The sequence below is a fragment of the Mesorhizobium sp. M1295 genome (assembly GCF_040318135.1).
GTDB lineage: Bacteria > Pseudomonadota > Alphaproteobacteria > Rhizobiales > Rhizobiaceae > Mesorhizobium.
This window is the reverse complement of the sequence record NZ_JAMYLU010000022.1, coordinates 13,141-39,604: the sequence shown is the minus strand read 5'-3', so window position 1 is coordinate 39,604 and position 26,464 is coordinate 13,141. Positions and strand designations below refer to the sequence as shown.

The 26,464-nt window shown below is 61.1% G+C and carries 21 protein-coding genes; 12 read left to right on the top strand and 9 right to left on the bottom strand.

Annotated elements, in window-relative coordinates:
- Nucleotides 1-246: 246 nt before the first annotated feature.
- From NKH29_RS25505 to NKH29_RS25490, 4 genes are all read left to right on the top strand, one after another.
- On the top strand, nt 247-684 hold the full coding sequence (locus NKH29_RS25505; RefSeq protein WP_023720681.1) for a CBS domain-containing protein: 438 nt from the start codon (nt 247-249) through the stop codon (nt 682-684).
- A 113-nt stretch (nt 685-797) separates the two neighbouring features.
- Nucleotides 798-1,724 (top strand): NADP-dependent oxidoreductase, encoded by a 927-nt coding sequence (locus NKH29_RS25500; RefSeq protein ID WP_245278648.1) that lies wholly within the window; start codon nt 798-800, stop codon nt 1,722-1,724.
- A gap of 318 nt (nt 1,725-2,042) precedes the next feature.
- Nucleotides 2,043-3,731 carry an FAD-dependent oxidoreductase gene (locus tag NKH29_RS25495; RefSeq protein ID WP_352484041.1) on the top strand — a complete coding sequence of 563 codons (1,689 nt, stop codon included), beginning with the start codon at nt 2,043-2,045 and terminating at the stop codon, nt 3,729-3,731.
- The gene (locus NKH29_RS25490; RefSeq protein ID WP_036238601.1) at nt 3,728-4,039 is read left to right on the top strand and encodes a UBP-type zinc finger domain-containing protein; all 312 of its coding nucleotides are present in this window, start codon (nt 3,728-3,730) and stop codon (nt 4,037-4,039) included. The genes NKH29_RS25495 and NKH29_RS25490 overlap by 4 nt, the downstream gene beginning before the upstream one ends.
- A 20-nt stretch (nt 4,040-4,059) precedes the next feature.
- On the opposite strand, the gene NKH29_RS25485 is transcribed toward NKH29_RS25490, so the two are convergent.
- The 3 genes from NKH29_RS25485 to NKH29_RS25475 form a co-directional block, all read right to left on the bottom strand.
- Nucleotides 4,060-5,229, bottom strand: coding sequence for a GNAT family N-acetyltransferase (locus tag NKH29_RS25485; protein WP_352494478.1), 1,170 nt, complete (start codon nt 5,227-5,229; stop codon nt 4,060-4,062).
- Complete coding sequence (locus tag NKH29_RS25480; RefSeq protein WP_353000819.1) at nt 5,226-6,221, bottom strand: sterol desaturase family protein; 996 nt, start codon at nt 6,219-6,221, stop codon at nt 5,226-5,228. Before NKH29_RS25480 ends, NKH29_RS25485 begins: the two co-directional genes overlap by 4 nt.
- Nucleotides 6,222-6,420: 199 nt before the next feature.
- Entirely contained in the window at nt 6,421-8,349 is a 1,929-nt protein-coding gene (locus NKH29_RS25475) for a heparinase II/III family protein (RefSeq protein ID WP_353000817.1), read from the bottom strand.
- 115 nt (nt 8,350-8,464) lie between these two features.
- On the opposite strand from NKH29_RS25475, the gene NKH29_RS25470 reads away from it, so the two are divergent.
- Nucleotides 8,465-9,706: a glycoside hydrolase family 5 protein gene (locus tag NKH29_RS25470; protein WP_023720689.1), complete on the top strand. Its 1,242-nt coding sequence runs from the start codon at nt 8,465-8,467 to the stop codon at nt 9,704-9,706.
- 174 nt (nt 9,707-9,880) lie between these two features.
- Nucleotides 9,881-11,806, top strand: a complete 1,926-nt coding sequence (asnB, locus tag NKH29_RS25465; RefSeq protein WP_352494482.1) for an asparagine synthase (glutamine-hydrolyzing) — start codon at nt 9,881-9,883, stop codon at nt 11,804-11,806.
- Here the strand turns inward: asnB and NKH29_RS25460 are convergent.
- Entirely contained in the window at nt 11,780-12,898 is a 1,119-nt protein-coding gene (locus tag NKH29_RS25460) for a glycosyltransferase family 4 protein (RefSeq protein WP_352844703.1), read from the bottom strand. The two genes, asnB and NKH29_RS25460, sit on opposite strands and share 27 nt — an antisense overlap.
- Before the next feature lie 166 nt (nt 12,899-13,064).
- Here NKH29_RS25460 and NKH29_RS25455 point away from each other — a divergent pair, with 166 nt between their 5' ends.
- The 3 genes from NKH29_RS25455 (at nt 13,065) to NKH29_RS25445 (ending at nt 15,545) form a co-directional block, all read left to right on the top strand.
- Nucleotides 13,065-14,504, top strand: a complete 1,440-nt coding sequence (locus NKH29_RS25455) for a lipopolysaccharide biosynthesis protein (RefSeq protein WP_353000815.1) — start codon at nt 13,065-13,067, stop codon at nt 14,502-14,504.
- A gap of 227 nt (nt 14,505-14,731) precedes the next feature.
- The gene (locus NKH29_RS25450; protein WP_352788068.1) at nt 14,732-15,118 is read left to right on the top strand and encodes an isocitrate lyase/phosphoenolpyruvate mutase family protein; all 387 of its coding nucleotides are present in this window, start codon (nt 14,732-14,734) and stop codon (nt 15,116-15,118) included.
- The gene (locus tag NKH29_RS25445) at nt 15,000-15,545 is read left to right on the top strand and encodes an isocitrate lyase/phosphoenolpyruvate mutase family protein (protein ID WP_353000813.1); all 546 of its coding nucleotides are present in this window, start codon (nt 15,000-15,002) and stop codon (nt 15,543-15,545) included. Before NKH29_RS25450 ends, NKH29_RS25445 begins: the two co-directional genes overlap by 119 nt.
- 215 nt (nt 15,546-15,760) lie before the next feature.
- Here the strand turns inward: NKH29_RS25445 and NKH29_RS25440 are convergent, their stop codons facing one another.
- The 3 genes from NKH29_RS25440 to wecB are packed head-to-tail and all read right to left on the bottom strand — an operon-like array spanning nt 15,761 to nt 19,039.
- Nucleotides 15,761-16,564 carry a WecB/TagA/CpsF family glycosyltransferase gene (locus NKH29_RS25440; RefSeq protein ID WP_023720694.1) on the bottom strand — a complete coding sequence of 268 codons (804 nt, stop codon included), beginning with the start codon at nt 16,562-16,564 and terminating at the stop codon, nt 15,761-15,763.
- On the bottom strand, nt 16,561-17,892 hold the full coding sequence (wecC, locus tag NKH29_RS25435) for a UDP-N-acetyl-D-mannosamine dehydrogenase (protein WP_023720695.1): 1,332 nt from the start codon (nt 17,890-17,892) through the stop codon (nt 16,561-16,563). Before wecC ends, NKH29_RS25440 begins: the two co-directional genes overlap by 4 nt.
- Nucleotides 17,885-19,039, bottom strand: a complete 1,155-nt coding sequence (wecB, locus tag NKH29_RS25430) for a non-hydrolyzing UDP-N-acetylglucosamine 2-epimerase (RefSeq protein ID WP_023720696.1) — start codon at nt 19,037-19,039, stop codon at nt 17,885-17,887. Before wecB ends, wecC begins: the two co-directional genes overlap by 8 nt.
- A 337-nt stretch (nt 19,040-19,376) precedes the next feature.
- Here wecB and NKH29_RS25425 point away from each other — a divergent pair, with 337 nt between their 5' ends.
- The gene (locus tag NKH29_RS25425) at nt 19,377-20,684 is read left to right on the top strand and encodes a glucosamine inositolphosphorylceramide transferase family protein (protein WP_353000811.1); all 1,308 of its coding nucleotides are present in this window, start codon (nt 19,377-19,379) and stop codon (nt 20,682-20,684) included.
- Nucleotides 20,685-20,703: 19 nt separating this feature from the next.
- Here NKH29_RS25425 and NKH29_RS25420 read toward each other — a convergent pair whose 3' ends face one another.
- The gene (locus NKH29_RS25420) at nt 20,704-22,014 is read right to left on the bottom strand and encodes a VpsF family polysaccharide biosynthesis protein (protein WP_023720699.1); all 1,311 of its coding nucleotides are present in this window, start codon (nt 22,012-22,014) and stop codon (nt 20,704-20,706) included.
- Nucleotides 22,015-22,169: 155 nt separating this feature from the next.
- Nucleotides 22,170-23,237, bottom strand: a complete 1,068-nt coding sequence (locus NKH29_RS25415) for an acyltransferase family protein (protein WP_352788062.1) — start codon at nt 23,235-23,237, stop codon at nt 22,170-22,172.
- A 326-nt stretch (nt 23,238-23,563) separates the two neighbouring features.
- Between NKH29_RS25415 and NKH29_RS25410 the strand changes: the two genes are divergently transcribed.
- Both NKH29_RS25410 and NKH29_RS25405 read left to right on the top strand, forming a co-directional pair.
- Entirely contained in the window at nt 23,564-25,114 is a 1,551-nt protein-coding gene (locus NKH29_RS25410) for a GumC family protein (protein WP_353000809.1), read from the top strand.
- An 8-nt stretch (nt 25,115-25,122) separates the two neighbouring features.
- Nucleotides 25,123-26,229 carry a glycosyltransferase gene (locus tag NKH29_RS25405; protein ID WP_023720702.1) on the top strand — a complete coding sequence of 369 codons (1,107 nt, stop codon included), beginning with the start codon at nt 25,123-25,125 and terminating at the stop codon, nt 26,227-26,229.
- The last annotated feature ends 235 nt before the right edge of the window (nt 26,230-26,464 follow it).

The window sequence follows — 26,464 nt, the reverse complement described above, 5'->3', positions numbered from 1 at the left end:
CGCCGGATCCAATTCCAATGCCGGACCAGGAGCCAATCGGGATTCCTCCTGGCACCCCTTCCGAAATTCCTTCGGAACCGACTTTTCCCGGGCCGACCGCCTGAAGGGCGGTCGGAGTGGAGGATGGCAAGGGTGATTTGGCGGAGCGCTCGAAACGGGTCTTGCCATGGAACGTTTTGCGCTGGCGCTCATTCACCCTTCCATCACGGAATTCGGCGGCAGGGCCTGCAACCAACGGAGGTTAAAATGAAAGTTGGCAACTGCATGACAAAGGACGTCGAGATCGCCAGTCCGCAGCAAACCCTACGTGATGCGGCAGAAATGATGGGTCGCCTCGACGCCGGCGCGATGCCGGTGGGCGAGAACGACCGGCTCGTCGGCATGATAACCGATCGCGACATCGCAATCCGCGGCGTCGCCCAAGGCAAGACACCTGACGCCAAGGTACGGGAAGTGATGAGCACCGAGGTCAGGTATTGCTTCGACGACGAAGACGCGGAGGATGTTCTGCGCAACATGGCTGATCTGAAAGTGCGCCGGTTGCCGGTGCTTAATCGCGACAAGCGCCTGGTCGGCATCGTTTCGCTGGGCGACCTCGCCACCAACAGCGAGACGGCGACAGCCGGTGAAGCGCTAAGCGGCATCTCGCAACCCGGCGGCGAGCATTCGCAAACGATACACTGACGGCGCACCGTCGACCGGCCTTGCCACGACCGAACCGCCGGCCGGATAGACGCCAGCCTGCCGGTGAAACTGTTCAGAGGCGAACTGGACCGCAAACCGACGAGGAGCAAGCCATGATTACCATGAAGGCCGTCCGTATCCACGATTTTGGTGGACCGGAGGCTCTTTCGCTGGACGCGGTTCCGTTGCCTCAGCCGCATGACGACGAGGTCACGCTCAAGGTCTACGCGGCAAGCGTCAATCCCGTCGACTACAAGGTTCGCGAGGGCTCTTCGGGCGCGGATCTGCCCGTCACGCTCGGCCGTGACGTATCCGGCGTGGTGGAATTGTGCGGCACGCGGGCCCATACGCTGAAGAAGGGCGATCCGCTATATGCCATGCTCGGCAACGACCGCGGCGGCAACGCCGAATATGTCGTCGTCAAGGCAACGGAGGCGGCGGCGAAGCCGCAACGCTTAAACCACGCCGAAGCCGCCGCCGTGCCGCTTGCGGGCCTTACCGCGTGGCAAGGCCTTTTCGATCACGGCGGCCTCAAATCCGGGCAGCGGGTCCTCATCCATGGTGGCGCCGGCGGCGTCGGTCATCTGGCGGTGCAGTTTGCAAAGGTTGCGGGCGCCTTCGTCGCGACGACCGTTTCCGCGCAGGATTTCAATTTCGTCCGCGCGCTTGGCGCCGACCAGGCGGTCGACTACAAGAACCAGCGCTTCGAGGAGGTTGTCGAGGACGTCAACCTCGTCTTCGACCTAGTAGCAGGTGAAACACAGGACCGCTCGTGGGACGTGCTCAAACCCGGCGGCACGCTCGTCTCAACGCTTTCCGAACCGTCGGCGGAAAAGGCCCGCCAGCATCGGGCTCGCGGCGTCTCCTATCTGACCAAGCCGAACGCAGCACAGCTTGCCGAAATCAGCCGCCTCATCGACGCCGGGAAGGTCAGGCCGTTCGTGCAGGCAATCTATCCTCTCGAGGACGTCGCCAAAGCCGAGGAACGGCTCGAGAAGCAGCATACGCGCGGCAAGATCGTGCTTCAGGTAGCCGCCTAGCGGACGCAGGCCGTTTCTCCTGTTCAGAAGCCCGGCGGCCGAGAGTTTGACACAGGACGGCGCGCCGGGCCTGGCCGGCTTAGACAGGCGCCGGCCGAAGCAGCATGCGTCGGGTTTGCCGGAATACGCAAATCAAACAAATCAGGGAGATGCAACGGAATGTGAGGCACCTCGCGACGGCACCGGCGCACGGCCCGCTGTCAGTGAAATGCGAAGCGAAGGGGCGCAGCGTTTACCGACAGGCGGGTTAGGTTCCTACGGCCCGCAAGCCGCAAAAAACCGCTTCAATCTGTCGGACAGCGGCGATAGGCTCGAACCATGTCTCAATCTGCCAATCCGATCTCCATTGCCCGTCGCGATCAGATGTTTCCCGCGCTGGCTGAACCTGACCTGGACCGCATGGGCCGTTTCGGCGAAGCCGTGTCCTATGCTGCAGGCGAACAGATCGTCAAAGCCGGTGAGCTGGCGCCCGGTCTGATCGTGGTCCTGTCCGGCAAAGTGGATATAATCCAGGGCGGCAGCTTCGGCCGGCGCGAAACGATCGTCACGCACGGTGCGGGCAATTTCGTCGGCGAGCTGGCGCAGCTTTCAGCCCGGCCCTCACTGGTGGATGTGGAGGCGGTCGAGCCGGTCGAGGCGCTCGTCATCGCCTCGCAAAGGCTGCGGGACCTGATGGTACAGGAAGCAAACCTCGGCGAGCGCATCATGCGGGCGCTGATCCTGCGCCGTGTCGGCCTGCTCGAGAGCGGCACAGCCGGACCGATCATTGTCGGACCGGTCGACAGCGGTGACGTATTGCGGCTGCAAGGTTTCCTAGCCCGCAGCGGTCAGCCGCATCGGGTTCTCGATTCCGCTACCGATCCCTGCGCCAAGACGCTGATCGAACGCTTCCATGTCGATATCCACCATTTGCCGATCGTGCTCTGCCCGAACGGCAAGCTGCTGCTCAATCCCGGAGAGAACGAGCTCGCCCGCTGCATCGGCCTGGTGAGGCCGATCGACGCCGACAAGCTGTACGACGTGGCCATTGTCGGCGCCGGACCAGCCGGCCTCGCGGCGGCCGTCTATGCGGCTTCCGAAGGGCTGTCGACGATCGTGCTCGATTGCCGTGCCTTTGGTGGACAGGCGGGCGCCTCCTCGCGCATCGAGAACTATCTCGGCTTCCCGACCGGCATTTCGGGAATGGCGCTGATGGCGCGCGCTTACAATCAGGCGCAGAAATTCGGCGTCGAAATGGTGATACCGGACGAGGCGAAGCGGCTGGGCAGTGCAAGCGACACGCCGGGCGCCCATTACACGCTCGCCGTCGGCGGCGGGGAGACCGTGCGGGCACGGTCGGTGGTGATCGCCAGCGGAGCGCGCTATCGCCGCCTTGATATGGCAAACCTGGCGCAATTCGAGGGAACCTCCGTGCACTATTGGGCTTCGCCGATCGAAGCCCGGCTTTGCGCCGGGCAAGAGGTGGCCCTGGTCGGCGCCGGCAATTCGGCTGGCCAGGCTGCTGTTTATCTGGCGGCGCATGTGAAGAAGGTATGGCTGCTGGCGCGCGGCAGCAGCCTGGATGCGAGCATGTCGCGCTATCTGGTGGAGCGCGTCAGGGCACAGCCGAACATCGAGGTGCTGGCTGAGACGCAGATCACGGCGCTGGAAGGCGACGACGGCAATCTTGGCAATGTACGCTGGCGCAACCGCGACACGGAGACAGCACGTCCGATCCACCATCTCTTCCTGTTCATCGGCGCCGATCCGAACACCGATTGGCTGGCGCAATGCGGCTTGGCGTTGGACGCGAAGGGCTTCGTGCGCACTGGGCCGGACATTGGCCAAGCGGGTGCGCTGGAGACGAACCGCAGCGGCGTGTTCGCCATCGGCGACGTGCGCGCGGGCTCGATCAAGCGCGTCGCCGCTGCCGTCGGTGAAGGTGCCCAGGTGGTTGCGGCGCTGCATGCATATCTCGCGCAAGGCGGCAGTCTCGCCGTGGCGCCTCAACTGGCCAGGAGCGCATGATGGCGGACGAATGCAGGCATGCCGGGGACATTCGCGACGTGACGCCGAGCGCGCTCGGCTGCGAGGAATGCCTGAAGAGCGGTTCGCAGTGGGTGCATCTGCGGCTCTGCCGCACATGCGGCCATGTCGGCTGCTGCGACGACTCGCCCAACCGTCATGCCACCAAGCATTTTCGGGCAACCGGCCATCCCGTCATCGAAGGCTACGATCCGCCGGAAGGCTGGGGATGGTGCTACATCGACGAAATCTTCCTCGACCTCGGCGACCGCACCACGCCGCAAAACGGTCCAATACCGCGCTTCATTTGAGCTTTTTTGCCAGCGTCCCGCTAGTCCAAGGCTGCTTCGGCTTGGGCGGGGATATCGCGCCCCTCTGGTGGTGCCAATGAACGCTCGCGCATGTGCCTGACGGTCTGAAGGACACGATCGGCAAGGGATGCAAGCGCGCCCTGTGCCGTGCGCGTTCCGATGACGGATTCCAGCGTAACCGCCTGCGTTGAGAATTTGTGTTTGAACGACTCTGCACCACAGAGGAAATCGACCACGCTCAAGCCGTGATCGATCGACCACTGTACGTAATCCATCAACAGGATCACACCCGGCGACGCCCGGCCGAAATCCGGATCGAAGGTCGTTACGAAGGCCATCATCACGTCGTGCTGGACGAAGTTGATCGACACCGCGACCATTATGCCATTGCATTCCAGGACGAAGATATGCAGCACGCCGGCGTGCGCCAGCGCGTCGACGAGCGCGGCGAGTACCGGCACGCCCTCTTCGAACAGGTCGGACTCACGCATGCGCTCGGTCAGCCATTTCCGCTTCAAGGCCGCGAGGCGCTCCAGTACCGGTTGCAGCGGCTCGTCGGGGGCAAGCAGGCGAAATCTCACCTCTCCGGTTTCTTCCAGCGCTTTGATGCCGCGCCGATAGTTCTGGCGCGTCTTTTTCGACTGATCCGCGAACCATGCCGCTCCGCTTTCCCATTGTCCGGCAACGCGATAGCTGACTTCCGTTCGGTGAAACGGACGAAGCCTGATGCCGCTGGAAGCTCCCGGCGTGAAAATTTTGCGGGCCGCCGCATCCGGTGAGAGACGATTGATCAGGGCAAGATCGAAGCCACCGGCATCGCAGAGTTGGCTCCATAGCTCCTGCAGCGCCGACAACGAGCAGTCCGGGGCAACGAGAATATCTCCATAGTCGGTATAGCTGCCGGCCGCCCATTCGAGAAACCGCAGCCCCCTGCGCCTGCCGATCGCCAGCGGAACGACGGCAACGAGTTTCTCGCCCTTCCACACCAGGCCGATCCGCAACGCGCGCTGGTCACGGCGTTGTACGGTACTCCACCATGCCGAAATCCAGGCATGGCTTTGAAAGATCAGCCCGTCGGTACGATGCCAAAGGTCCATCCAAGCGGCTTCGACCGCCGCCAGGCGATCCGCCGAACGGACGATTTCCAGACGCTCCGCGCCTAGGACGTCGATGGAAACAACGGTGTTCATGAAGGAGAACTGTCCTGTGGCTGCGCGACCACATTGGGCCGCCTGTGAAACAGTCGCATGACATGCCTTGTCATCTTCTTGAGCGGCAGGACGTAGAGCCCAAAGAGCGACTGATAATCGCGCACATCGCGATCGATCAGGCCAAATTTCAGGTCTTCATCAGGCTCCGGGACAAATTGCGTTCCGAACAGCCGATCCCAGAACGAAAAAAGCAGGCCGAAATTCTTGTCATAATGACGTGGGTCGATGCTGTGATGCACCTGGTGCCAGTGCGGACACAAGATGATGTTGTTCAACGGGCCGAACGAGATCTTGAGATGCGTATGGCGAACAAAATCCATCATCAGGATGTTGCGGATGACGTAGACGTTGATGCCGAAGATAGCGATCTCTACCGGATCGAGTGCAATGAGGCTCCAGATGCCGAAGCAGATGCCCGGGATGACGCCATCCCACATACGGTTCATCAGATCGTCCAGCGGATGAACCCGGTCCTTGGTGATCCCCACCATCACCTCGGCCGAATGATGCACCTTGTGCAATTCCCACAGGAACGGAAAGCGGTGCTGGGCGACGTGGTAGAGGTAGTAGGAAATATCATAGGCGACCAGCATGGTTGCGGTGAAGATGACGATCGTCATCGGTCCCGCCGGGCCGCCGAGAAGCGGCGCGTGGATGTTAAGGAGCCAGCCGATTGCCTCGCGTGTGCCGTAGCCCACCGCGACGACGAAGGTGACGCCGGCAGGAATGAGCAGGAAAGGCATCATCGCCCGTTTCGTGATCCAGAACAGGGCGTCGGCTCGCGCCGACGGGTGCAGGATGACTTCCGCCGGGAAGGCGAAGTCGAAAAAGTCCCTGAGGGACTTATGTTCGGCAGTTCGCCAGTAGGCGATCACCGCGCTGCCCAGTGCGGTGAGGAGAAGCAGGCCGAGCGTGGTCAGATTGACGTTCGAAAGCTTTTCCACAATCGCTCTGGCAAATTCGGAAAACATCGTTGCAGCGGCTCCTGGGGCGAATTGCAAAGCACGAAATCCCCGCCACACCTGCTACGCCGCCTGCAACCAGTGGCTGTTGCGGGCGCAGCGGGCAAAGCAGGCTGGATGATGCGAGACTAGCAGATCAACGGTAACGAAACCGCTAAATGTCCAAACGTAATTAATGTCGAATACGGCTGGAACTCGCCCGGCAACTCTACGTTGGCGCCGGTTTTTGCCGTTGCGGCGGGTGAATTGGGGCAAGATGGATATGGATTCCAGCTTCGCCCACTTCACCGTGCCAGGCGAGGCGTTCGGCTTGCTGCCTGGTGCCAAAACGCAGTGAAACCCAACCGCCTTGCCCCGGCATGTCACCGCCGGCGCGGATATCGAGCGCGGCATCAGGAAAGCGGATGGCCAATAGCGCCTCGTCGCCGCGCAACACCGTGACCGTGTTTTCATGCCGGTCGGTATGGAGGCCGGCGGCCAGTTGGAAGACGATCTCGGACTGATGCTTGCCGCTGAGCAGTTGGTCGGTGATGAGGATGCCATCGGCCTGGCGCGCCAAAGTGCGCTGATGCATGACGCCGAAGCGGCTTCTATAGCCGTCGTGCCGGCCACACAGCCTCCAGTGCGTTCCAGGCTCGCTGTCCACCAGCGTCGCAACTGCCTTGTGCGACCAGTTGAAATTCCCAGCGATGGTGCTTTGGTTTTTACCCTCGATGTTCAGCGTGTTGTGCGCCGGCGTGGAGCGGAACCAGTCGCGCCATGCGCCTCCCGAACCGTAGAGCCAGGTGCCCGGATCGACCAGCACCGGCTCACCGTCGATGCACAGGGTGAGCGACAGCGCGTCGGCATGGCCGTGCGCCGCTATCGAGAGATAGCCGAGCGGCCCATGGTCGAACGTCAGTTCGACATCGCGGCCATTCATTGCTCCGCGCCAGACGGAGAGCCCACCTCGCGCGAATGTCTGCAAGCCATGCACCGCCGGTGCCGGGCCCGACGGCGCACCAAAGAAAAGCGAACGAAAGTCGTCGGGCCCCGGCGCGTTGCCCGGCGTCCCCAGTAAGCTTTGGATGGCGGCCGCGACGGATCGGATATAGTTCGGCTCGTCCCCCAGCTTCAGCACGCGGCCCTCATCGTCGTCGCCGAAGCGGGCGGCTTTCAGTGGCAGCCAGCCGACGAAATTGGCGAAGGCACCCAGACGCGCTTCGACAGCGTGGGGAAACGGCGTTCCCGCCTGGCGTGCCGCGGCGGCGCACAGCAAGATGAGTTCGGCGCTGAAGGCTGCGTAGGTCGGCGTTTGCTCGGCACCGGCGCCGTCGGCGAGTATCTGCTTGTGCGTCTCATTCAGGAGGGCGCCGTGGGCGATTTCGGATTCGGCCCCGAGCGCCAGGCCGACCAGATATTCGCCAGCCAATTCTGCGACGAGATGGTTGTTGGCGGAGGAATATCGCGATGGAAACCGCGGCAGCCAATAGGCGCTTGCCGCGAGTATCTCACCGGCTTTCCGCAGGGTCGTCGGGTCAAGCCGGTCGCCAACGAGGTCCAGGGTGACGATCAGGCTGATGGCTCGCAGCGCTACCTCGATGCCGGACGCCCAGCCAATGCCTCGGAACGGCGGATTGGCGGAATGCCAACTGCCGATTGCCACCTCAATGGCCCTCCGGGACCAATTGTCCTCGCTGAGGAGCAGGTGTGCAGCCAGTGGCGGCAATTGCTGCAGCCGGTTGATTTCCCAGACATATTTTATATCGCCAAGGTCGCCGCCATGGCGAAAATCGATGTCGAAAGTATGAGCCTCGGAGCCAGGCCAAAGCCTGCCGGTCACCGGATCAAGACGCCAAAGCTCAGCAGGAAACAAAACATCGGGCTCGCGCTTTGGCCATGTCCGCCCGAGTGCCGAAAACCGGCCCTGAAGCGTCTCTTGCGCGGCCGCCGCTATGGCTTGCCGTTGAGCGTCGGTCGCTGCCAGCACAGCGTGGCGAAATCCCGGCAGCACCGGGTGCAACTGCGGCGATGGATAGCGCTCCCACCCATCATCGCGGCGGCGCGACGCGATCCTTCGACGTTGCTCGCTCAGCCGGTGCAACACCTCGGCCGGTCCCATGCTGCGCAATCGGTTGATGTACCAGCCGATTCTCATGCACGCCCCGTCAACGTTTCGGTCCTTGTATACCATGCCGTCGAAAAGCTGCGCGCCGGCAATCTTCTTTCCCGTTCGTTGCGGTTAATATCTCCGGCACCATGCGGAGAGAGCGATGAGAAAAGCGGTGTGTGTTGTTGCCTGGGTGCTCGCCTTGGTTATGGCGGCCGAGGCAGCGCCCATCCCTCTCAAGCGCGGCGTTGGCGTGCATGAGTGGCTCAACTGGTCGCCGGTGGAGAAAGACGGAACCTACGTTTGGCCGCCCTATCGCAGCGAAAAGGAGTGGCTTGCGGGAAGCAGGCCGTTCACCGATTGGCCGGCCGGGGAGGTGTTTGCCCACATCCGATCGATGGGCTTCGACTTCGTCCGGCTGAGCGTCGATCCCGGCCCTCTGCTTGCCAGCGAGGGCGCCAGGCGGCAGCAGGCGCTGGACATACTTGCCGCCGCCGTCGAGCGGATCACGTCGACCGGCCTCAAGGTGGTTTTCGACCTGCATGGCGTCACTCAGGTTCCGGACTACAGCATGGAAATGATCTACGGCGGCGCCGACAGCGAGGGCGTTGCCGGCTACCGCCAGATGGTTGTGGCGGTCGCCGCCATGCTGGTCAAGATAGGCACCGACAAAGTCGCCCTCGAACCTTACAACGAGCCAGCATATTACCCTTGCGATCCAAGCGGCAGCGATGACTGGCAGCGGATCATGGCGGGGACCGTCCACGACATTCGAGCGGTCAGCAGCGAACTCACCATCGTTGCGACCGGCGCCTGCGGCGGCAGCATTGCCGGACTGGTCAACCTCAGCCCCGGCTTTGATGACCCAAACCTCTATTACAGCTTCCATATGTATGAGCCGCACAGCTTCACCCACCAGCGGCCCGACGACACAAACAGCTTTGTTTCGGGACTTCCCTGGCCTGCCGACAGCAGTACACCCGAAGTGGTGACCGAAACCCTTAGGGCGCGGATGGAAGCTGCCGGCTTGAGCAGGGTCGAGCAGATGATGAACATGGCCACCGCGCGCGAAGCAGTAGCGAAATATTTCGAGCAGAACTGGGGGCAGAGCCAACTCGAGACGAGCTTTCGTCAGGCCGTCGACTGGGCTGAAGGCCATGGCATTCCAAGCCGGCGGCTCTTCATGGGCGAATTCGGCGCTATTCTCATGTCAGCGGACGGCCGCATGGGCGCCTTCGAGGCCGACCGTTCGCGCTATCTCAAGGCGGTGCGCCGAGAGGCCGAACGCTTCGCGATCCCATGGTCTGTCTGGGAGTTCTCCAATCGCTATGGGATGAGCCTCATCCGGCCCGATGGCCCCCCGGTGCCCGACCCGGAGATGCTGCAGGCACTGGGCCTGCCCTAATTGCCGTCAGTTCTCGTCGCGGATGAGCAGCCGTCAACTTCGATCCTCTCAACGCCAGGTTGGATCGAGAACGGCCTGTGGCAGTTTTTCCCTCGCGGCTCGATCTGTTAGCCACGAAGTGTTTAATACATTTGTTGTACTGGAGTGAGGAATACGCGCGCCTAGGGGGAAACAATGTGTGGAATTGCCGGGTGGATCGGCCGAAGGGCCGAGAACCCACAAGAGCGGGCCGCCAGAATGTCAAATGCATTGCGGCATCGCGGTCCCGATGCCGAAGGCATCGAGTTCTTGGACTTGAATACTGGCGAGGAACAATTGGCATTGGTCCATCGCCGCCTGGCGATTATTGACTTAGCGCCAGAGTCAAATCAGCCGATGCATATCGAGGACGGCTATCTCAGAATAATTTTCAACGGCGAAATATACAACTATATCGAGCTGCGCCAGGAACTGATCGGCCTCGGTCATCATTTTCGAACGCGCTCCGATACCGAGGTGCTGCTCAGAGCTTATGATCAGTGGCACTTGTCCATGTTCGAACGGTTGAGCGGCATGTTCGCTTTTGCGCTCTGGGATGCTCAGAGGCACGAATTGATCCTCGCCCGTGATCCGTTCGGCAAAAAGCCCCTTTACCTCATGCAGAGCGAAAAACTGCTGTCCTTTGCCTCAGAGATCAACGCGTTGTTGTCATCGCAGCCAAATGCGCAGCAACTCGATTTGGACGCTGTGCACGAGTACCTGCGCTGGCGTTACGTGCCTGGACCGCGCACGCTTTTTAAACAAATCCGCAAGCTCAACCCCGGAAGCTATGCCGTTTGGTCGCAAGGGACTGTGACGGAAACGCGCTATTATACGCCTCCAGATCAAACGGACCTGACCGAGGACATCGACCACGAAACCGCCAAGCGACGATTTCTGGAACTGCTCGACCATTCCGTCGAGATCAGAATGCGCAGCGATGCACCTTTCGGCGCCTTTCTCTCCGGAGGCCTCGACTCGTCAGCAATCGTCGCCCTGATGACCAAGCACAGCGACAAGCCCATTCGCACATTTTCGGTCGGTTTCAGCGAACCGGCCTATAGTGAACTTCCATTCGCCCGACGCGTCGCCGATCATTTCAAGACCGATCATTGCGAACTGGTCATAGAAGCGGACGACCTGATTGACCACCTGCCGAAGTTGATTCGCCATCTGGGGGCGCCCGTTTCACAAAGTTCGGACATTCCGATTTACCTGATGTCGGAGCGAGCCTCACAGGACGTCAAGATGGTGCTCACAGGTGAAGGGGCAGACGAGGTTCTCGGCGGGTATCCCAAACATCGCGCAGAGTCACTGGCTGGAATCTACCGGTCGCTCGTTCCAGCCTTGCTCCACAACAACCTCCTCGCCCCTTTGATACGTGCCATGCCTGGCGCATCGGCCAAGTTCGATACATTTGCCCGAAGCGCGGGTGAAAGGGACTTTGCCACCCGGATGATCTCCTGGTTTGGAGCCATGACAGAGCAGGAACACAGTCGCCTCATCGGTGCGCCGGCCAATTGCCGCAATGGACGCAACAACTTACCGTTTTCCTCAAGCGCGACAGCATCCCATCTTCGCCGCGCGCTATTTTTCGATCAGACATCGTGGTTGCCCGACAATCTCCTGGAACGAGGCGACCGGATGATGATGGCCGGTTCAATCGAAGGAAGAATGCCGTTCCTCGATCGCGATCTGGTTGCGTTCGTCAGCAAATTGCCCGATCGCTACAAGGTGGGTTGGCGGAAGGGTAAGCTGATCTTGCGCAGCAGCATGGCCAACATACTTCCGGAGGAAATTCTCAACCGCCGCAAGATCGGATTCAAGGTGCCCGTCGCCGATTGGTTTCGGGGGTCGATGAGGAACTACGTGCACGACCACCTTTGCTCGCCTAACTCCGTCATTCGCAGCTATTTGAGCCCGAAACAGCTTGATCAAATCGTCTCGGAACACACCACGGGTGCCGCAGACCACGAAAAGCTGATATGGGCGCTGTTGAATTTGGAGATATTCCACCGCGAATTCGGGCTTGAGGCGCCGCCGCGATCATCAGCCTCAGCGCTTGACCGGTTGACGGCTTGACGCCGCCGACCGCCAGACATCGCAGATTGCGCCGACAAACGGGGCGAGTTCAAGCCGTTCCCGATGCACGGCCATGGCACCGGCACCAAGCCTCGCCCTCAGTGCTGGGCTCTCCACGAGGCGGCCCAGCGCGTCGGTCAACGCAGTAACATCGCCTGGCGGCACCAGCAGCCCGGATTGCCCGTCGGTAATTATGTCTTCGACCGCGCCAACCGGGGTTGCCACCACCGCCAAACCGGCTGCCATGCCTTCGATCACCGACATAGGCAGGTTTTCGGCGAAGGAGGGAAGAACCAGAATATCCGCGAAAGAGATCAGCGACGCGACATCGTCGGGTCCCACCCAACCCGGAAAGGCGATCCGGTCTGCGATCCCCAGCCCGGCCGATTTTGCCCGTGCCGCATCGATTTCGCCATCGCCGGCAATCGTGGCGCGCCAGTTCTTGACGGGGTTCATGCGATGCAGCGCGTCCAACAATTGCGGTACGCCCTTGCGGTCGCCGATACGACCCAGGAACAGGATATGCACGTGGCCGCCGCCACCGACATGCGCCAGCGACGGGACTTCGGTCGCATTGGGCACGATCACGATATTGCCGGCAGCGCCTGGCGCCCGGTTGGCGACGAAATCGCGCCAAAGCCTGCCCAAAACGATCACCCGATCGGCATGCTCGAACAGAGCTTTGATACGGCGGCTTATGAACCCGTGATCGTCTTTCCAGAATGTCTGATACTGCGCCCCGTGCAAATGCAGGACATAGGGTATCGACAGCAGCCGTGCGCAGGCGGCGATCACCATCTTGCGATAGGTGCTGCCGGAGACTGAGATGTTGATATGAACGACATCGGCGCGTCCAGCCAGACGCGCTTTAAGCATCCGCAAGCAAAAGCCGAGCATATAGAAGATCGAAAGTCCGACATGCCCCGAGCCACGACTGGCAAGGAAGCGCACATCGATGTCGGTGACTTCTTGCCGTTCGAACTCCTGCTTCAGCGCCCCCATGATGCGGTCGATGCCGCCCTGGCCCGAAACGCCCGACGGCGTCGCGACCAGGACATGTATTTTTCGATCGGATATGAGGCGCTGCAACATGGTACTCTAAATAACACAGACCGGGTAACTGCAAAGCAAACGTTCCCGATAAGGTTTACGGCAAATCTTTTAGTTCAAACTGAATCTGTTCACCCTTCGCCGTCATCGCGCTGGATTTTCCGCCAATCGGCGGCTAGTCGAAGGTGAATTTTCCAGGGACACGCCTTTGCTGCTCCGTTCCACGCTCATTTATGCTCCGGCGATCCTGCTGACGCGAATCTCGGCGTTGCTCCTGCTGGTCGTCGTGACGCGTTTGATCGACCAGACCGAGTATGGCCTGCTCACTCTGGTGGTGACCGTCGGCGAAATGACCGACATTGCCGTCACCAACTGGCTGCGCATCGCGTTGCTCAGGCTTGGCGGCAAGGGCGAAGTCAGCCGCGGCAGCCTGATGCTGGCCGGGCAGGTGTTGCTTGCCACCACGGCACTGGCGCTGGTCATATCGGTAGGCGCGTCGGCGGTGGTCGTGCCGGAACGCTGGGTCGAGTTCGCGATCGCGGTCTGCGGCTATCTCGTCGCCGGATCCATCAGCCGCTTCGCGTTGACGGTGCTGCAGATGCAGCAGCGCCACTCGGTCTATTCGATGCTCGAAGCCCTGCGTGCCCTGCTGCAACTCGCGCTGCCGATCGGCGCCATCCTTATCTTCCAGGATAGCTTTCTGACGGTATCGCTCGGCTCGAGCCTCGGCGCCTTGATTGCCGGCATCGTGGCGGGCATCATGGCATCCCGACGCGTCGTTACCGGTCCGCCGCGCTTCACCCACAGAGACTTCTTTGCGCTCGGTGTGCCGCTGATCATCATGGCGCTGGTTGGCTTCGGGCTCAACAGCGCGGAGCGTCTGTTCCTCAAGTTCTATTACGATGCCAGCGCTGTGGCGATCTTCGCCGCAGCCTATGCGCTGGCCCGCCAACCGATCGACATGGTCGCTAACGCCATCAACATGGGCGCCTTTCCCGAGGTGGTCAGCCGGTTCGACGAGGACGGGCCCGCCGCATCGGGTCGGTTGCTATCGCAGTTGATGGCCTTGATGATGCGGCTTTGCCTGCCGATTGCAGCTATGCTGGTCGCGCTCAGCAGCGATATCACTGAGCTCATGCTGCCCTCGCAATATCACGGCCGCTTCGGCCTGCTGTTTCCGATCATCGCCTTCAGCGTGCTGTGTGCCAACCTCACCAGCTTCGTCTATGGCGTCGTGGTGCACGCGCACAAACGGCCGTGGCTGCTGATCATCGCCAATCTCTTCGGCTCGGTGGCAACAATCGCATTGTCTCTGCTATTGATCCCTTCGATGGCGGAGATCGGCGCCGCTTTGGCGCTTGCGGGCGGCTCGGTGGTGGGCTCCATAACCTGCATCATCATCAGCGAACGGCTCACGCCGGTGCCGGTGCCGTGGCGCGACATTGGCGTTTCGGCAATCATCTCGCTCAGCACAGGGGTGGCCGCCAAGCTTGCCAGCATGGTGGCCGGCGATGTGCCGGCAATCTTCTCGCTCATCGCCGGCGGCACCGCCGGAGCTGCGGTTTTCTTCGGGCTGACCTCGCTATTCCACCCTGTGGCAGCGACGCAATTCCTCGCCCAGCTGCGGGCGCGGCTACGGATCGCGTAGGCGCATAAGCGATCTGTAAGCGGGTATTTCCGAGGCTTACAACATGGTGTACCTTGCCGGAGACGGGCTCTTGCATACCGGACATTCAATCTCCGGGTGTTCGGGTCATGAGAGGAGGCGCCATAGTGGTCCGCACGTCGCGCTCGGCGGAAAAACGGACGATTGAAAAGCTGCAATCATCGGCATTTAGTCGAACCCGGCTTTTTTTCCAAGTCTGAGGGGGCAGCGTGATTTCTCGATCCAAGAAGGTTGAACAATTTCGCGTTCTTCATAAATCCGGCTGCTTCCTGATCCCAAACCCATGGGACGTAGCCGGCGCGCGAATGATGGCTGGTCTGGGTTTTAGGGCGCTTGCGACAACATCTTCGGGTTACGCCTTCTTGAAGGGAAAGAAGGACGGAGCAAAGGAAGTCGGCCGCGACGAAAGCTTGGCATATGCCGCCGAGATCGCCGCCTCGACGACCGTGCCGGTCACTGCCGATTTGGAAGATTGTTATGAAGACACACCAGAAGGCGTGGCTGAAACCGTCCGGCTTGCCGCCGAAGCGGGATTGGCTGGACTTTCGATCGAAGATCGACAACCAAAGCCTGGCCAGCCAATACGCGATTTTTGATGCTGCGGTGGCACGTGTAGCGGCGGCGGTTGCAGCTGCTCGAAAATACGACATCGTGCTCACCGCCCGCGCCGATGGGGTGGGTAAAGGCGTGTATGGTCTCGACGAGGCGATTCGCCGCCTAAAGGCCTTCGAAGCTCTTGGCGCTGAGGTGCTGTATGCGCCGGGTGTCCCGGATCTGGCGTCTCTCGAGCAGATTTGCAGCTCTGTCAGCGTGCCGGTCAATCATGTCCTCGGCCAAGGTGTTTCCGGTCTCACGTTTGAGCAGATTGCCGGGGCGGGCGTACGGCGGATAAGCGTGGGCGGGTCACTTGCGCGCGCGGCTGGCGGAGCACTAATGAAAATAGTCCAGGAGATCGCAATGGGGAACTATGCGGCGTTGGAAAGCGCTCCGGCCTGGAACAGACTTCGCGATCCTAACCCGTAATCTAAGTCCGAAAGGGTGACGCGCCCCCGGCTGCAACATGCCGCAAGGCGGGCGCTTACCTTGATATTTGAGAGGCCATGATTCGGAGACCGGCATCTACGATCGTGACACTCAGATAACCCAATGTTAAGCGCCGTTTTCCAAGTCACGGCCTTAGTCTCGGGAGTTCGAACGTCGCTCCCACGGCCACGCCTGTTTTATGGGTGAACGCGAACCTATAAACCGGCGTTTCGGCGCCAGCGACGCTCCCAGAACTCCCGGCACAGCAGCCCGGCATAGGCAGTGTTGGTGTCGTAGTAGCGGCGCCACAAGCGTCGCGGCTCCTGGACCACGCGGAACAGCCACTCCAGGCCGGCTGCTTGTATCAGCCTCGGCGCACGGGCAACCTTGCCGCCATAGACATCGAAACTGCCGCCCACGCCCATCACGAAGCTTGCGGCGAGTTCGTCGCGGTAGCGCTTGAGAAATCGCTCCTTACGCGGTGTCGGCATGGCCACCAGCAGGCAGTCGGCGCCCGACGCGTTGATCGCCGCGACGATCCCGGCCTCATCCTCCGGCTTGAAATAGCCGTTGCGCATCCCCGCTATGACCAGGCTCGGATGGTCCTTGGCAAGTCTCGCTACAACCGCGTCGAGAACGTGCTGTTCGGCCCCCAGCAGATAGGGCCTGAACCCACGCTTCGCGCAGAGGCTCAGCAGATTGATCATGATGTCGACGCCCGCCACCCGCTCGGGCAGCGCGACGCCACACAGACGTGCGCCCCAAAGCACGCCGATCCCGTCGACATTGACCACGTCCGCCCCTGCAACATCCTCGCGCAGTTCGGCATTCTGGCGCATGGTCACCAGCTTGGCGACATTCACGACCACATGATGCAGCGGCCGCCGCACGGTCATCGCCTCGTCGGCGATGGCCAGCGTCTCGGCCATGGTCAGCGCATGGATCGGTGCGCCAAGGAACTCCCGGCGCCGTGATGCCAACAGGGAATGCTGCGCCCAAGCCGGGTCGTGCGCGTTCATGCAGCCTGCTCCCTTGCGAGCGTCACTTGTGCGACTTCTGGTTTCTTGCCTTCGATACGGGCGTCGGGCTTGCGTGCCTTGCGCCAGGTCCATAGGCCCCTTGTATCGACGAGCTTCTTGTCCTTGAGCGCTTCGGGGTCTACCAGATTGAACTGCCGATGGTCGACCAGGAGGACGACGATATCGGACTTGTCGATGGCCGAAAGTGCGTCGGTGAACACGATGCCCCTGCCCTCGAGTTCATGCGGCAGCGCATTTGTGTTGGGTTCAGCCGCAATGATCTTCACATTGGGGTTATCGGACAGAAGCTTCACCACCTCGACGGCCGGGCTCTCGCGCAAATCGTCGATATTGGCTTTGAAGCTGAGGCCAAGACAGGCGATCGTTTGTTTGCGGGAGGGGTCGAGCAAGGCCTCGATATCCCTGACCACCGACATGGGCCGCTCGGAATTGATCCGGCGTGCGGAAGCCATCAGCCGCGTGCTGTTGGGTGCGGCGTCGATGATAAAATATGGATCGACCGCAATGCAGTGACCGCCAACGCCCGGGCTCGGCTGGAGGATGTTCACGCGAGGGTGCCGATTGGCGAGATCGATCACTTCCCAGACATTGAGCGACAGGTCCTGACACACTGCGGCAAGCTCATTGGCGAAGGCGATGTTGACGTCGCGGAACGCGTTCTCGGTAAGTTTCACCAGCTCAGCGCTTTCGGCCGTCGTCATGAACAGGTCGCCGGTGACGAAGGTTGAATAGAGTGCCGCGGTCCGTTCCGACGATTTGCGGGACAATCCGCCGATCGAGCGATCGTTATTGATCAGCTCGGTCAGCACCTTTCCCGGCAGCACGCGCTCGGGCGAATAGGCGACCAGCACATCGGCGTCTTCGCCATGCAGGACAGGAAATTTGAGGTCAGGCCGCAACTCGGCAAGCAGCCCGTTCATGATGCGTGTCGTGCCGACCGGCGATGTCGATTCCAACACAACAAGGTCTCCCCGCTTCAGCACCGGGGCGATGCTTCGTGCCGCCGCCAGCACGTAGGTCACGTCCGGCCTATGGTCGTGGGTCATCGGGGTCGGCACGGCGATGATATACGCATCCGCCGGCTGCGGCGTGCTGTAGGCCTTGAGCTTGCCGTTCGCCACGACCTTCTGGATCAGGCCGTCAAGGTCCGGCTCGACGATGTGGATTTCGCCGCGATTGACTTTCTCGACTACCGCTCCGTTCACATCGACGCCAATGACGTCGAGCCCTCGGCTGGCGAAAATGGCGCAGGTCGGCAGGCCGATATAGCCCATGCCGATTACGGAAACGGTTTTGATTTCAGCCATGATGCAGCAGTTCCTCAACAATCCGGTTACTGGCCCGGCCATCGCCATATGGGTTGTGTCGTTCCGCCATGCCGCGATAGGCAGCCTGATCGTCGAGCAGGCGATTGGCGTTGAACAGGATTTTCTCGACATCGGTGCCGACGAGGCGGGCGGTGCCGGCCACGATCCCCTCGGGTCGCTCGGTATTCTCGCGCATCACCAGCACCGGCTTGCCGAGCGAAGGCGCTTCTTCCTGCACGCCGCCGCTATCGGTAAGCACCAGATAGCTCTGCTTCTGCAGATACAGGAACGGCAGATAGTCCTGCGGCTCGACCAGATGGATGTTCGGCACGCCTTCCAGCTCTGCGTTGACCACCGAGCGCACATTGGGGTTTGGATGGACAGGGTAGACGATCTGCACGTCTCCGCGCGCCGCCAATCCTTTCAACGCCGTACAGATGCGCTGGATGCCGCCGTCGAAATTCTCGCGGCGATGGCCGGTGACGAGGATCATTTTCTTCGTAGAGTCGAGGAAGGGGAAACGGGCGGCGAGCTTCGCGTTCATCAACCTGTCGGCATCGATCGCGCTTGAAAAATGCAACAGCGTGTCGATCACGGTGTTACCGGTCACGAAGATAGTGCTTTCGGCTTTTCCTTCGGCGATGAGGTTGTCGCGCGCCTGAACGGTCGGCGCAAAATGCCAGGTGGCGATGTCGCCGGCAATCTTGCGATTCAGTTCTTCAGGAAACGGCGAGTTGATGTTGTGGCTGCGCAATCCTGCTTCGACATGAGCGACCGGGATGCGCTTGTAGAAGGCAGCCAGAGCCGCGGCCATCGCCGTGGTGGTGTCGCCCTGTACCATGACGATATCGGGCTTCGCCTTGTCTAGCACCTCGGCCATGCCCAAGAGCACGCGCGAGGTCACGTCGAACAGCGACTGGCCGGGTTGCATGATGTTGAGATCGTGATGCACCGGCAGGCCGGTCAGTTCGACAACCTGGTCGACCATCTCGCGATGCTGGGCGGTGATGCATATTTCGGTGATGAAGCCTGGATGAGCAAGGGCGGCGCGCGCCACCGGAAAGCATTTGAGCGCCTCCGGCCTCGTGCCGAACACGATCAGCAGTTTCCGCCTGGACGGCAGTTTTGGACGTGAAAGGACGTTCATTGCTGATCCTGGCCGCCTGCAGCACTCGAAACATGCCGACTATTGTCCGCAACAGCCATAATAGCGCCGGAAAACGCCTTCGTGATCTCAATTCTTAATATATGATTAACAACCAAGGCCGCGTTCTCCCGGGTTAACTCTTGTGAAAGGGTCGGGCTGACAAATAGTCTATGGTAGTAGTCTTGAAAAAGAATATATTGGATTGACTAATATTTTAATCATCGGCCACGCCGACGCATCCCGGCGCTGGGAAAATGAGCTTCTGGTGCGGTTGAGCGCGGCTGGACACGTTGTCTCGAGTTGCCGCGCGCCGACGCCTGAAGCCAACGCGCGCGGGATGGATAATGTGCTGGCGCTCGAGGGCCGGCGCTTCGGCCCCTCACTGGCAAGCCGTTCCGAGCCGTTGCCGTCCGGCGATACCGGCCCCGCCGACCTTATAGTCGATCTCACCGCTACCGCCGCACGACGGGGCACGCCTGTCCTGACGCTCGAATTTTGTGGCCGCAGCAGCTTTGCCGCAGGCATGACCGAGATGCTGGCGAGCGGGCGGCTACCCGAACTCACCGCCCGCCTCGACGGCGTTGCCATCGCCAGGGCGCGGCCGATGATCAGCGATCGGCTCTGGCTGTCCCGCAGCAGCAACGAGCTACTCGCCGGCGCCATCTCCCTGATTGCCCAATGTGTCGCCCGCTTTTCCACGGGCAAACTTGCGCCGATTGCCGAGAGCCCGGCGCCACCCCTGCAGAAAGGCGGATTTATCCGGCACTATCTGCCCTTTTTCGGCAGGGGATTGGTCGACCGTGCCGTGCAAAAACTGCGACGTGGCCGGCGCCCCTTCTATTGGCAGGTTGCTTACCGGCTGATCGACGGTCCAGGCGTCGCCGAAACCGGACAGCTGGATGGCAAGCCGTTCACCGTGCTTGCCGATGACGGGCAGCGATTCTACGCCGATCCGTTCGTTCTCGAACGCGACGGCCGCCACTATCTTTTTGTCGAGGAGTTCCCCTACGCCACCGGCCGCGGCGTGATTTCCGTCGCTGAACTTGGCGACGACGGCGTTTTCGGCGTGCCGAGGTTGGTGCTGGAGGAAGCGCATCACCTGTCATATCCGCAGGTGTTCGCCCACTCCGGCGAAATTTTCATGATTCCTGAAAGCGCTACGGCACGCGAACTGGTGCTCTACCGTGCCGTGCAGTTTCCGGATCGCTGGGTACGCGATACGGTGCTGATCGCGGACAGGGATTTCAACGACGCCACGCTGCTAGATTCCGACGGCCGCTTCTGGTTGCTGGGGACGGAGCGGTTCGGTCACGGCAGCGCGTCGGACACGATGACCGTCTATTCCGCCACGGCGCTGCGTGGGCCTTGGGTAGCGCATGCGCTCAATCCCGTCGCCGTCGATCACTCGGCCACTCGGCCGGGCGGCGCTTTCATCCGTCAGGGCGACGCCTTGCTGCTGCCGGTGCAAAACGGCTCGAGAGCCTATGGCGGTGGCCTGGGGTTGATGCGGCTGGATCGGCTTAATGATTTCGACGTCCGTTTTGAACTGCCCCGCCCAATCGATCCGGGGCCGGCATGGGCGCGGGCGGGTATCCACACGCTCAATCGCGCCGGCGATGTCGAGGTCGTGGATAGCGCCGGCTGACCGGATCCGAGGTCCGTGCTTAACGAGACCCGGCCGGGTTTGGGTGGGATGCAGCGGCCGAAGGCATGCTCTCGAGCTGGCCTCTATCGGGCTGCTTCCTATAGGCAAGCAGCAACACCACAATAATCGCGATTTCAGGCGATTTTGATGAGAGCGCGTTGTTCGACAGCGCAGCAAGCAGGAAGGTGATGATGCCTATCCATGCGGGCAGCGGCGCCCCGCGCAGCAGCCGAAAAACGAACCAGAATATCAGCACCGTAAAGAGCACGGCTATGGGCAGGCCGAAGAGCATGACGATGACCACCGGCGCGCTCTCGATGAACGGCAGATGCAGCTTCTCGTTGACGATCGCCAGGAGTTCGTCGCCGTTCATGCCAAACAGGATGTCTTTCCAGCTGACAAGTCCGAACACCTGGTAGATCGTCACCCGCGCCATAAAATTTTGGTCGAAAATGGTGTTGCTGAACCGGTTCAGCAGACCGCCAGCAAACAGCATCGCAACAAGCACCGCGCCGCCTGTCATAGTGAACATCAGCACGACAAATTTGGCCTGCCGCTCATACTTGAGCGACAGGCCCGGCCAAGGCACGAACAGCAGCAGAATGAGGATTTCTCCGGCAGCGAGCAGAAGCGCGGCGCGAGCGCCCGATGCAGCACAACCGACGACCAATACGAAAATCGCCACCACCCGCACCCATATGCGCCAGCGCGTCAGCGGTACGAATCCGATGACTGTGGCGCAGAGCGCGCCTAGTGACAGCGGATGGGCCGCTAAGCCGATCGGCCTGAACTGCAGTTCGTTGATGCCGTAAGGCAGGAATCGATGTTGAGTCACCGCTTCGATAGTGCCGATCACGGCGCTCAGGATGGCCATTCCAAGCACTACGTCGCCCAGCGCCCGCCGCGACTCCGCGTTTAATGCCAGCATCAACAGGCCTGTGGCGCCGGCCACCAGATAGGTATCGATGATGAACCCGGAGGAGCCCGCACGGCCGGTAATGAACAGATAAGGCACCAGCGCGAACATCAGCACCGAATAGCGCATCAACGCCTTGAATATTCCAATTTCGTCGCCCTGCAGCAGAAACGGTCGGCTGAAAAGAACGACAGCAAGCAGCAGGAAGATCGCGTAAGTGCCGAAATGCAGCTTCTCGTAGAACGAGCCTCCCTGGGCCGTATAGTCGACGACCATGTTCATCACCTGCGGCGACACCGTAAAGCGCAGCAGGAACGCGAATGCGGCGCATAGGAAAAACAGCAGCGACAACGCGTTTTGACGGCGCGCCTGGCTGGACAACAATCGTTCCGATGCGGCAGCAGGATAGCTCATGGCCCCTCCAAGTGAAGGTATTCAAACGGCATTCCGGCCACGAGATCCATTCAAGAGACTGCCGAACGGATGCGGCGTGTGTGTTGTCAAAATATGCCGGGCCATGCGTTTGCCACAACCGTTAAGTTCGATGCCCGGACGTTTGCACGGTCTCCTTATTTGTTCTCCGTGGCAGCGTAAGGAAGCGATGTGGCTCTAACCTTCCTTCTGCCGTTCAGAATGAGAAGAATCGGCTTCTCGATCATCTGGTGGATCACCAGGCTGGCTATGCAGGCAGTCACGATGCTGACCACCGAGACCAGCAACACTGTTGCCGGATGGTCGTAGCCGATGGTGCGCCTGGCCAGGTAGGCTACGGCGCCGATCACGAAGATATGCGACAGGTAAAGCGCGTAGGAGGCGTTGCCGAGCTCTTCGAGCAGGCTCCAGTGCTTCAGTTTCGGTTCCAGAATGAGGCCAAGGTGAAGCAGGCTGGCGGCCCACATTACCTGCCCCGCGAAGCTGATCTGGCTCATCAGCGGCGTGCCGTCATCGACGAATGCAAGCAACACGCCTGCAGCGGCCATAGGGCCGAGTAGCCAGACATGGCGTGTGTCGGAAGCAAAGCCGCCGTCCAGATAGCGCCGGCCTATCCACATGCCGACGACGAAGGCCACCGGCGAAGCGTTCAGATAGAACTGGAGAACAGGGTTGGTGGGAGCTATCAACAGCCCGGCCAGCCACATCGCAATGAAAAAGACCGTCAACACAAATGCGCGCGCGGTCACCGATAGGAATGCGAGCACCGCGAATGCGATATAGAAATAGGCCTCATAATTGAGCGTCCAGCCGAGTGACAAAATTGGGCTGACGCCATCTCGTTCGGGCGCTTGGTGGACAACGAAGAACAGCGACTGGAGATAATGGGGCCACGTAAAGACGGTCTTCTGGAAGAGACTTGGTGCAAGAGCTGCCAGAAGTGCGGCGACGCTTGTGAAAAGCCAGTAGAGGGGGATGATCCGGATCGCTCGGCGTTTCAGGAAGGTTGGAGCAGAGAAGGGACCGCTCCCCGTAATATAGACCATTATGAATCCGCTAATGACGAAGAACAGAATGACACCAAGGCGGCCCGCAGTCACGATAATCGGATTATCTATGCCGATCTGGTAGGAAAAAGCGTGCGCGAACAGAACCAACAAAGCGGCGCAGGCGCGAAGATACTGGACCGAATAGAATTTCGTCACGTTCCTCTCCTGCAATTGCAGGCGACTGACGCCATCCTGCAGGTCGCGGTCAGTGCTTCAGATGTCATTCAAAAGGCATTGCCATCTTTTCAATACAACCGCGCCGTTAAGTGCGCGTTACCGATTTCATGAAAATCACTCACCGGTTGCGGACGCAAATCGGGCGACGGCAAGAATGCGCGCCAAATTCTGGGCAACGAATCCCTTCAACGTCCGCCGGACGGAAGGGGGGGATGAACGGCAAAATGGGCCAGCTTGGAAAATAAGATATTAACGATGTTTCTGTAGAGCAGGCCAAGCGTAACGATTTAACAAGGGTTGTCACCATGTCTGCCGGTTCCGGCACACCCCCCATCTCCGCGACGGCTTCCAATAACAGTGCGTTCGCGCGTATCGCCAATGCGCGGCGCAGGGCGATGCTGCAACAGCATGACCCAGTCGCGGCGCGCAGCTCCGCACCGGTGACGCCGCAACCATCCGAGCCTGTCGCGACGGTGACCCTGGACAAGATCGGCGATTTCCTCGAGCTCGATTTTCGACGCCTGTTCATCTGGCTGCGGGCCGGTCTCGCCCTGGCGTTCATGCTGGCGGTAATCGGCGGCATTGTCGGCGGCGCCTATGCATTGCTGAGCAAGCAGCGTTACACCGTCACGACAGAGGTACTCATCAACCCCTCCAATTTGCAGGTTGTGGAAAACGACCTCTACTCACAACCGGGCCAGGTCGATAGCCAGCTGCTCAACACACGCAGCAAGCAGCGCATCTTGACCTCGGGCAACGTGCTTTCCCGTGTGGTGGACGAACTGAATCTGACTCACGATCCAGAGTTTTTCGATCCAGACCGGAGCACGTCTACGTCTGGCGCGGTGGCGAAGCCCGACCCGAAGCTTATCGCCTTGAAGAACCTGGCGGACCGGGTAAACGCCGCTGCGGACCCAACCTCGTTTGTCACAACCCTCTCGGTATCCGCGGAAACCACTGCCAAAGCGATCCTGATCTCGCAGGCCATAGTCAAAAACTTCCAGGAAGAACTGGCCAAGGCCGAAGCTGCCGGTGCCGGCCGTGCCGCGGCTGCCCTCGACAGCCGGCTTGGCCAACTCAAGAGCGACGTCCAGGCAGCCGAAGAGAAGGTCGAGAGCTACAGGCGCAGCCACAACCTGTCCTCCAGCAATGGCCAGCTCGTCAGTTCGCAGACGATGACGCAGCTCAACGGCGAAATCGTCGATGCGCAATCGCGCGTGATCGCCGCGCAGGCAAGCTACGACGCCCTGGTTGCCTCCGGGATAAATGGGGCCAATCCCGACCCCACGGTTTCGGAAGCGCTCGCGGCGCTGCGCGACAGGTCAAACAGCCTGCGACAGCAGATCGACTCACAGTCGATGACCTTCGGTCCGCGCCACCCGACGATTGTCAGGCTGAGGACGGAGCTCGAGACCGTCAACTCGCAACTCCGAGCCGAGTTCTCCCGCACCGTCGGAACGGCAAAGTCCAGCCTGGACAAGGCCAGGGCCTCGTTGGCCTCTCTCAACGCCAGGATGAACGATCTGAAGAGCAACGTTTTCACCGACAGCGAGTCCGAAGTCGCCCTGCGTGAGCTTGAACGCGATGCGGCCTCGAAGAGAGCGGTCTATGAGAGCTTTCTGTCACGTGCGCGCCAAATCAGCGAGCGCGAGCAGATCGACACCACAAACGTACAGGTGATTTCGACCGCGGTGCCCCCGCCAGGGCGCTCATGGCCCCCGCGCACTGCCCTGGTGGCAGGCGCAGGAGCGTTCGCAGGCTTTGCCCTGGGCATGCTGCTGGCCATTGGCATGGGCATTATCCGCGACATGCGCCGGCCGCCGAACAGATCAGACCTTGCTGCCAGCCGAGCCTGAAGCAAGGCATGGCGAAGCGCATCGTTTTCCACATCGCCAGCCTGCGAGGCGGCGGCGCCGAGCGTGTCTTCGTCCTGATGGCAAATGAAATGGCGTCGCGTGGCCACGAGGTCACGCTTTTTACCTGGAACGCGCAAGGGCCTAACGCGGCGCTGCGCTCCGCCGCCGTGCATCTGGTCGACTTCGGCCTTCTCTTGCGCGGCGAGGGTTACGCCAAGTCGGCGACGCTAAAAGGCATCGTGCGAAGCGCAAATTTGTTCCGCCGCCTTGATCCTGATGCGGTCTATAGTGCCCCGGAATTCGCCAATCTGGTCATGGCGCTGTCACTCATGTTGGCCAGAAGCCGCGCAAAATTCTTTCCAAGCTTCCACGCCGCCGCCTCGCTGCCTGCGAGCGGCCTCGGCGCGAGGCTGGCGATCTGGCTTTCCGCGCTGGTTGCAGCGCGCGCGACCAAAGCCATCGCCGTTTCGGCGGGTGTCGGCCGTGACATCATCGCCCGCGGCTTCCCCGAATCCAAGGTCGTGGTCATCAGCAACCCGCTGCCGCCGGCTGAAGCACCGCAGGGGACTTCCTATGCCTGGCAGGCAAAATTGGCAGCGATGGGATATGGCCCGGTCATCGCCACCGCCGGGCGCCTGGTGCCGGTCAAGGACCACCGGACTTTGCTGCGGGCCTTCGCTGCCCTGCGCGCCGGCCGCCGTGCCCGGCTTGTCATCTTCGGCGAAGGTCCGCTGGCTGCCGAATTGCACGCCTATGCCGAAGAGACCGGCATCGGCCCTGACGTGCTCTTTGCCGGCTACGTCAACGATCCGGCAGCCTGTTATGCCGCAGCCGATCTGTTCGTCCTTACATCCACCAGCGAAGGCTTTGGCAACGTGTTGGTCGAGGCCATGGCTGCCGGTGTCCCGGTAATCTCCACCGATGCTCCGCATGGCCCGCGCGAGATACTCGGTGACGGCCGTTTCGGCACCTTGGTGCCGGTCGGTGACGCCGCAGCCCTGGCGAAGGCGATGGCCGAGATGCTGGACCACCCCACCCCTGCTGCCGTCCTGAAAAGCCGGGCGGCGGATTTCACAGTCGACAAGATTGGCGATCGGTACGAAGCCTTGCTCTAGTTGTCGCGCCCGGCCAACAGATCGCGGTGGCATCCAGCCGCAGCTGATGGCCGGCACGGAAGTCCTGGCTGATTTCGGCGCAAGCAAGTCACATCAAGCCAGAAAACCGGTTGCGCAAACGTTTCGATGGCGCTAGCTTTCGGAAAGTCACAACGGCCGCCCAGGCGGATTCAAAGATTGTGAGACTGGGAAACGCAAGATTCGAGGAGGAGCGTGCGTGCGCTTGCCCGTCACC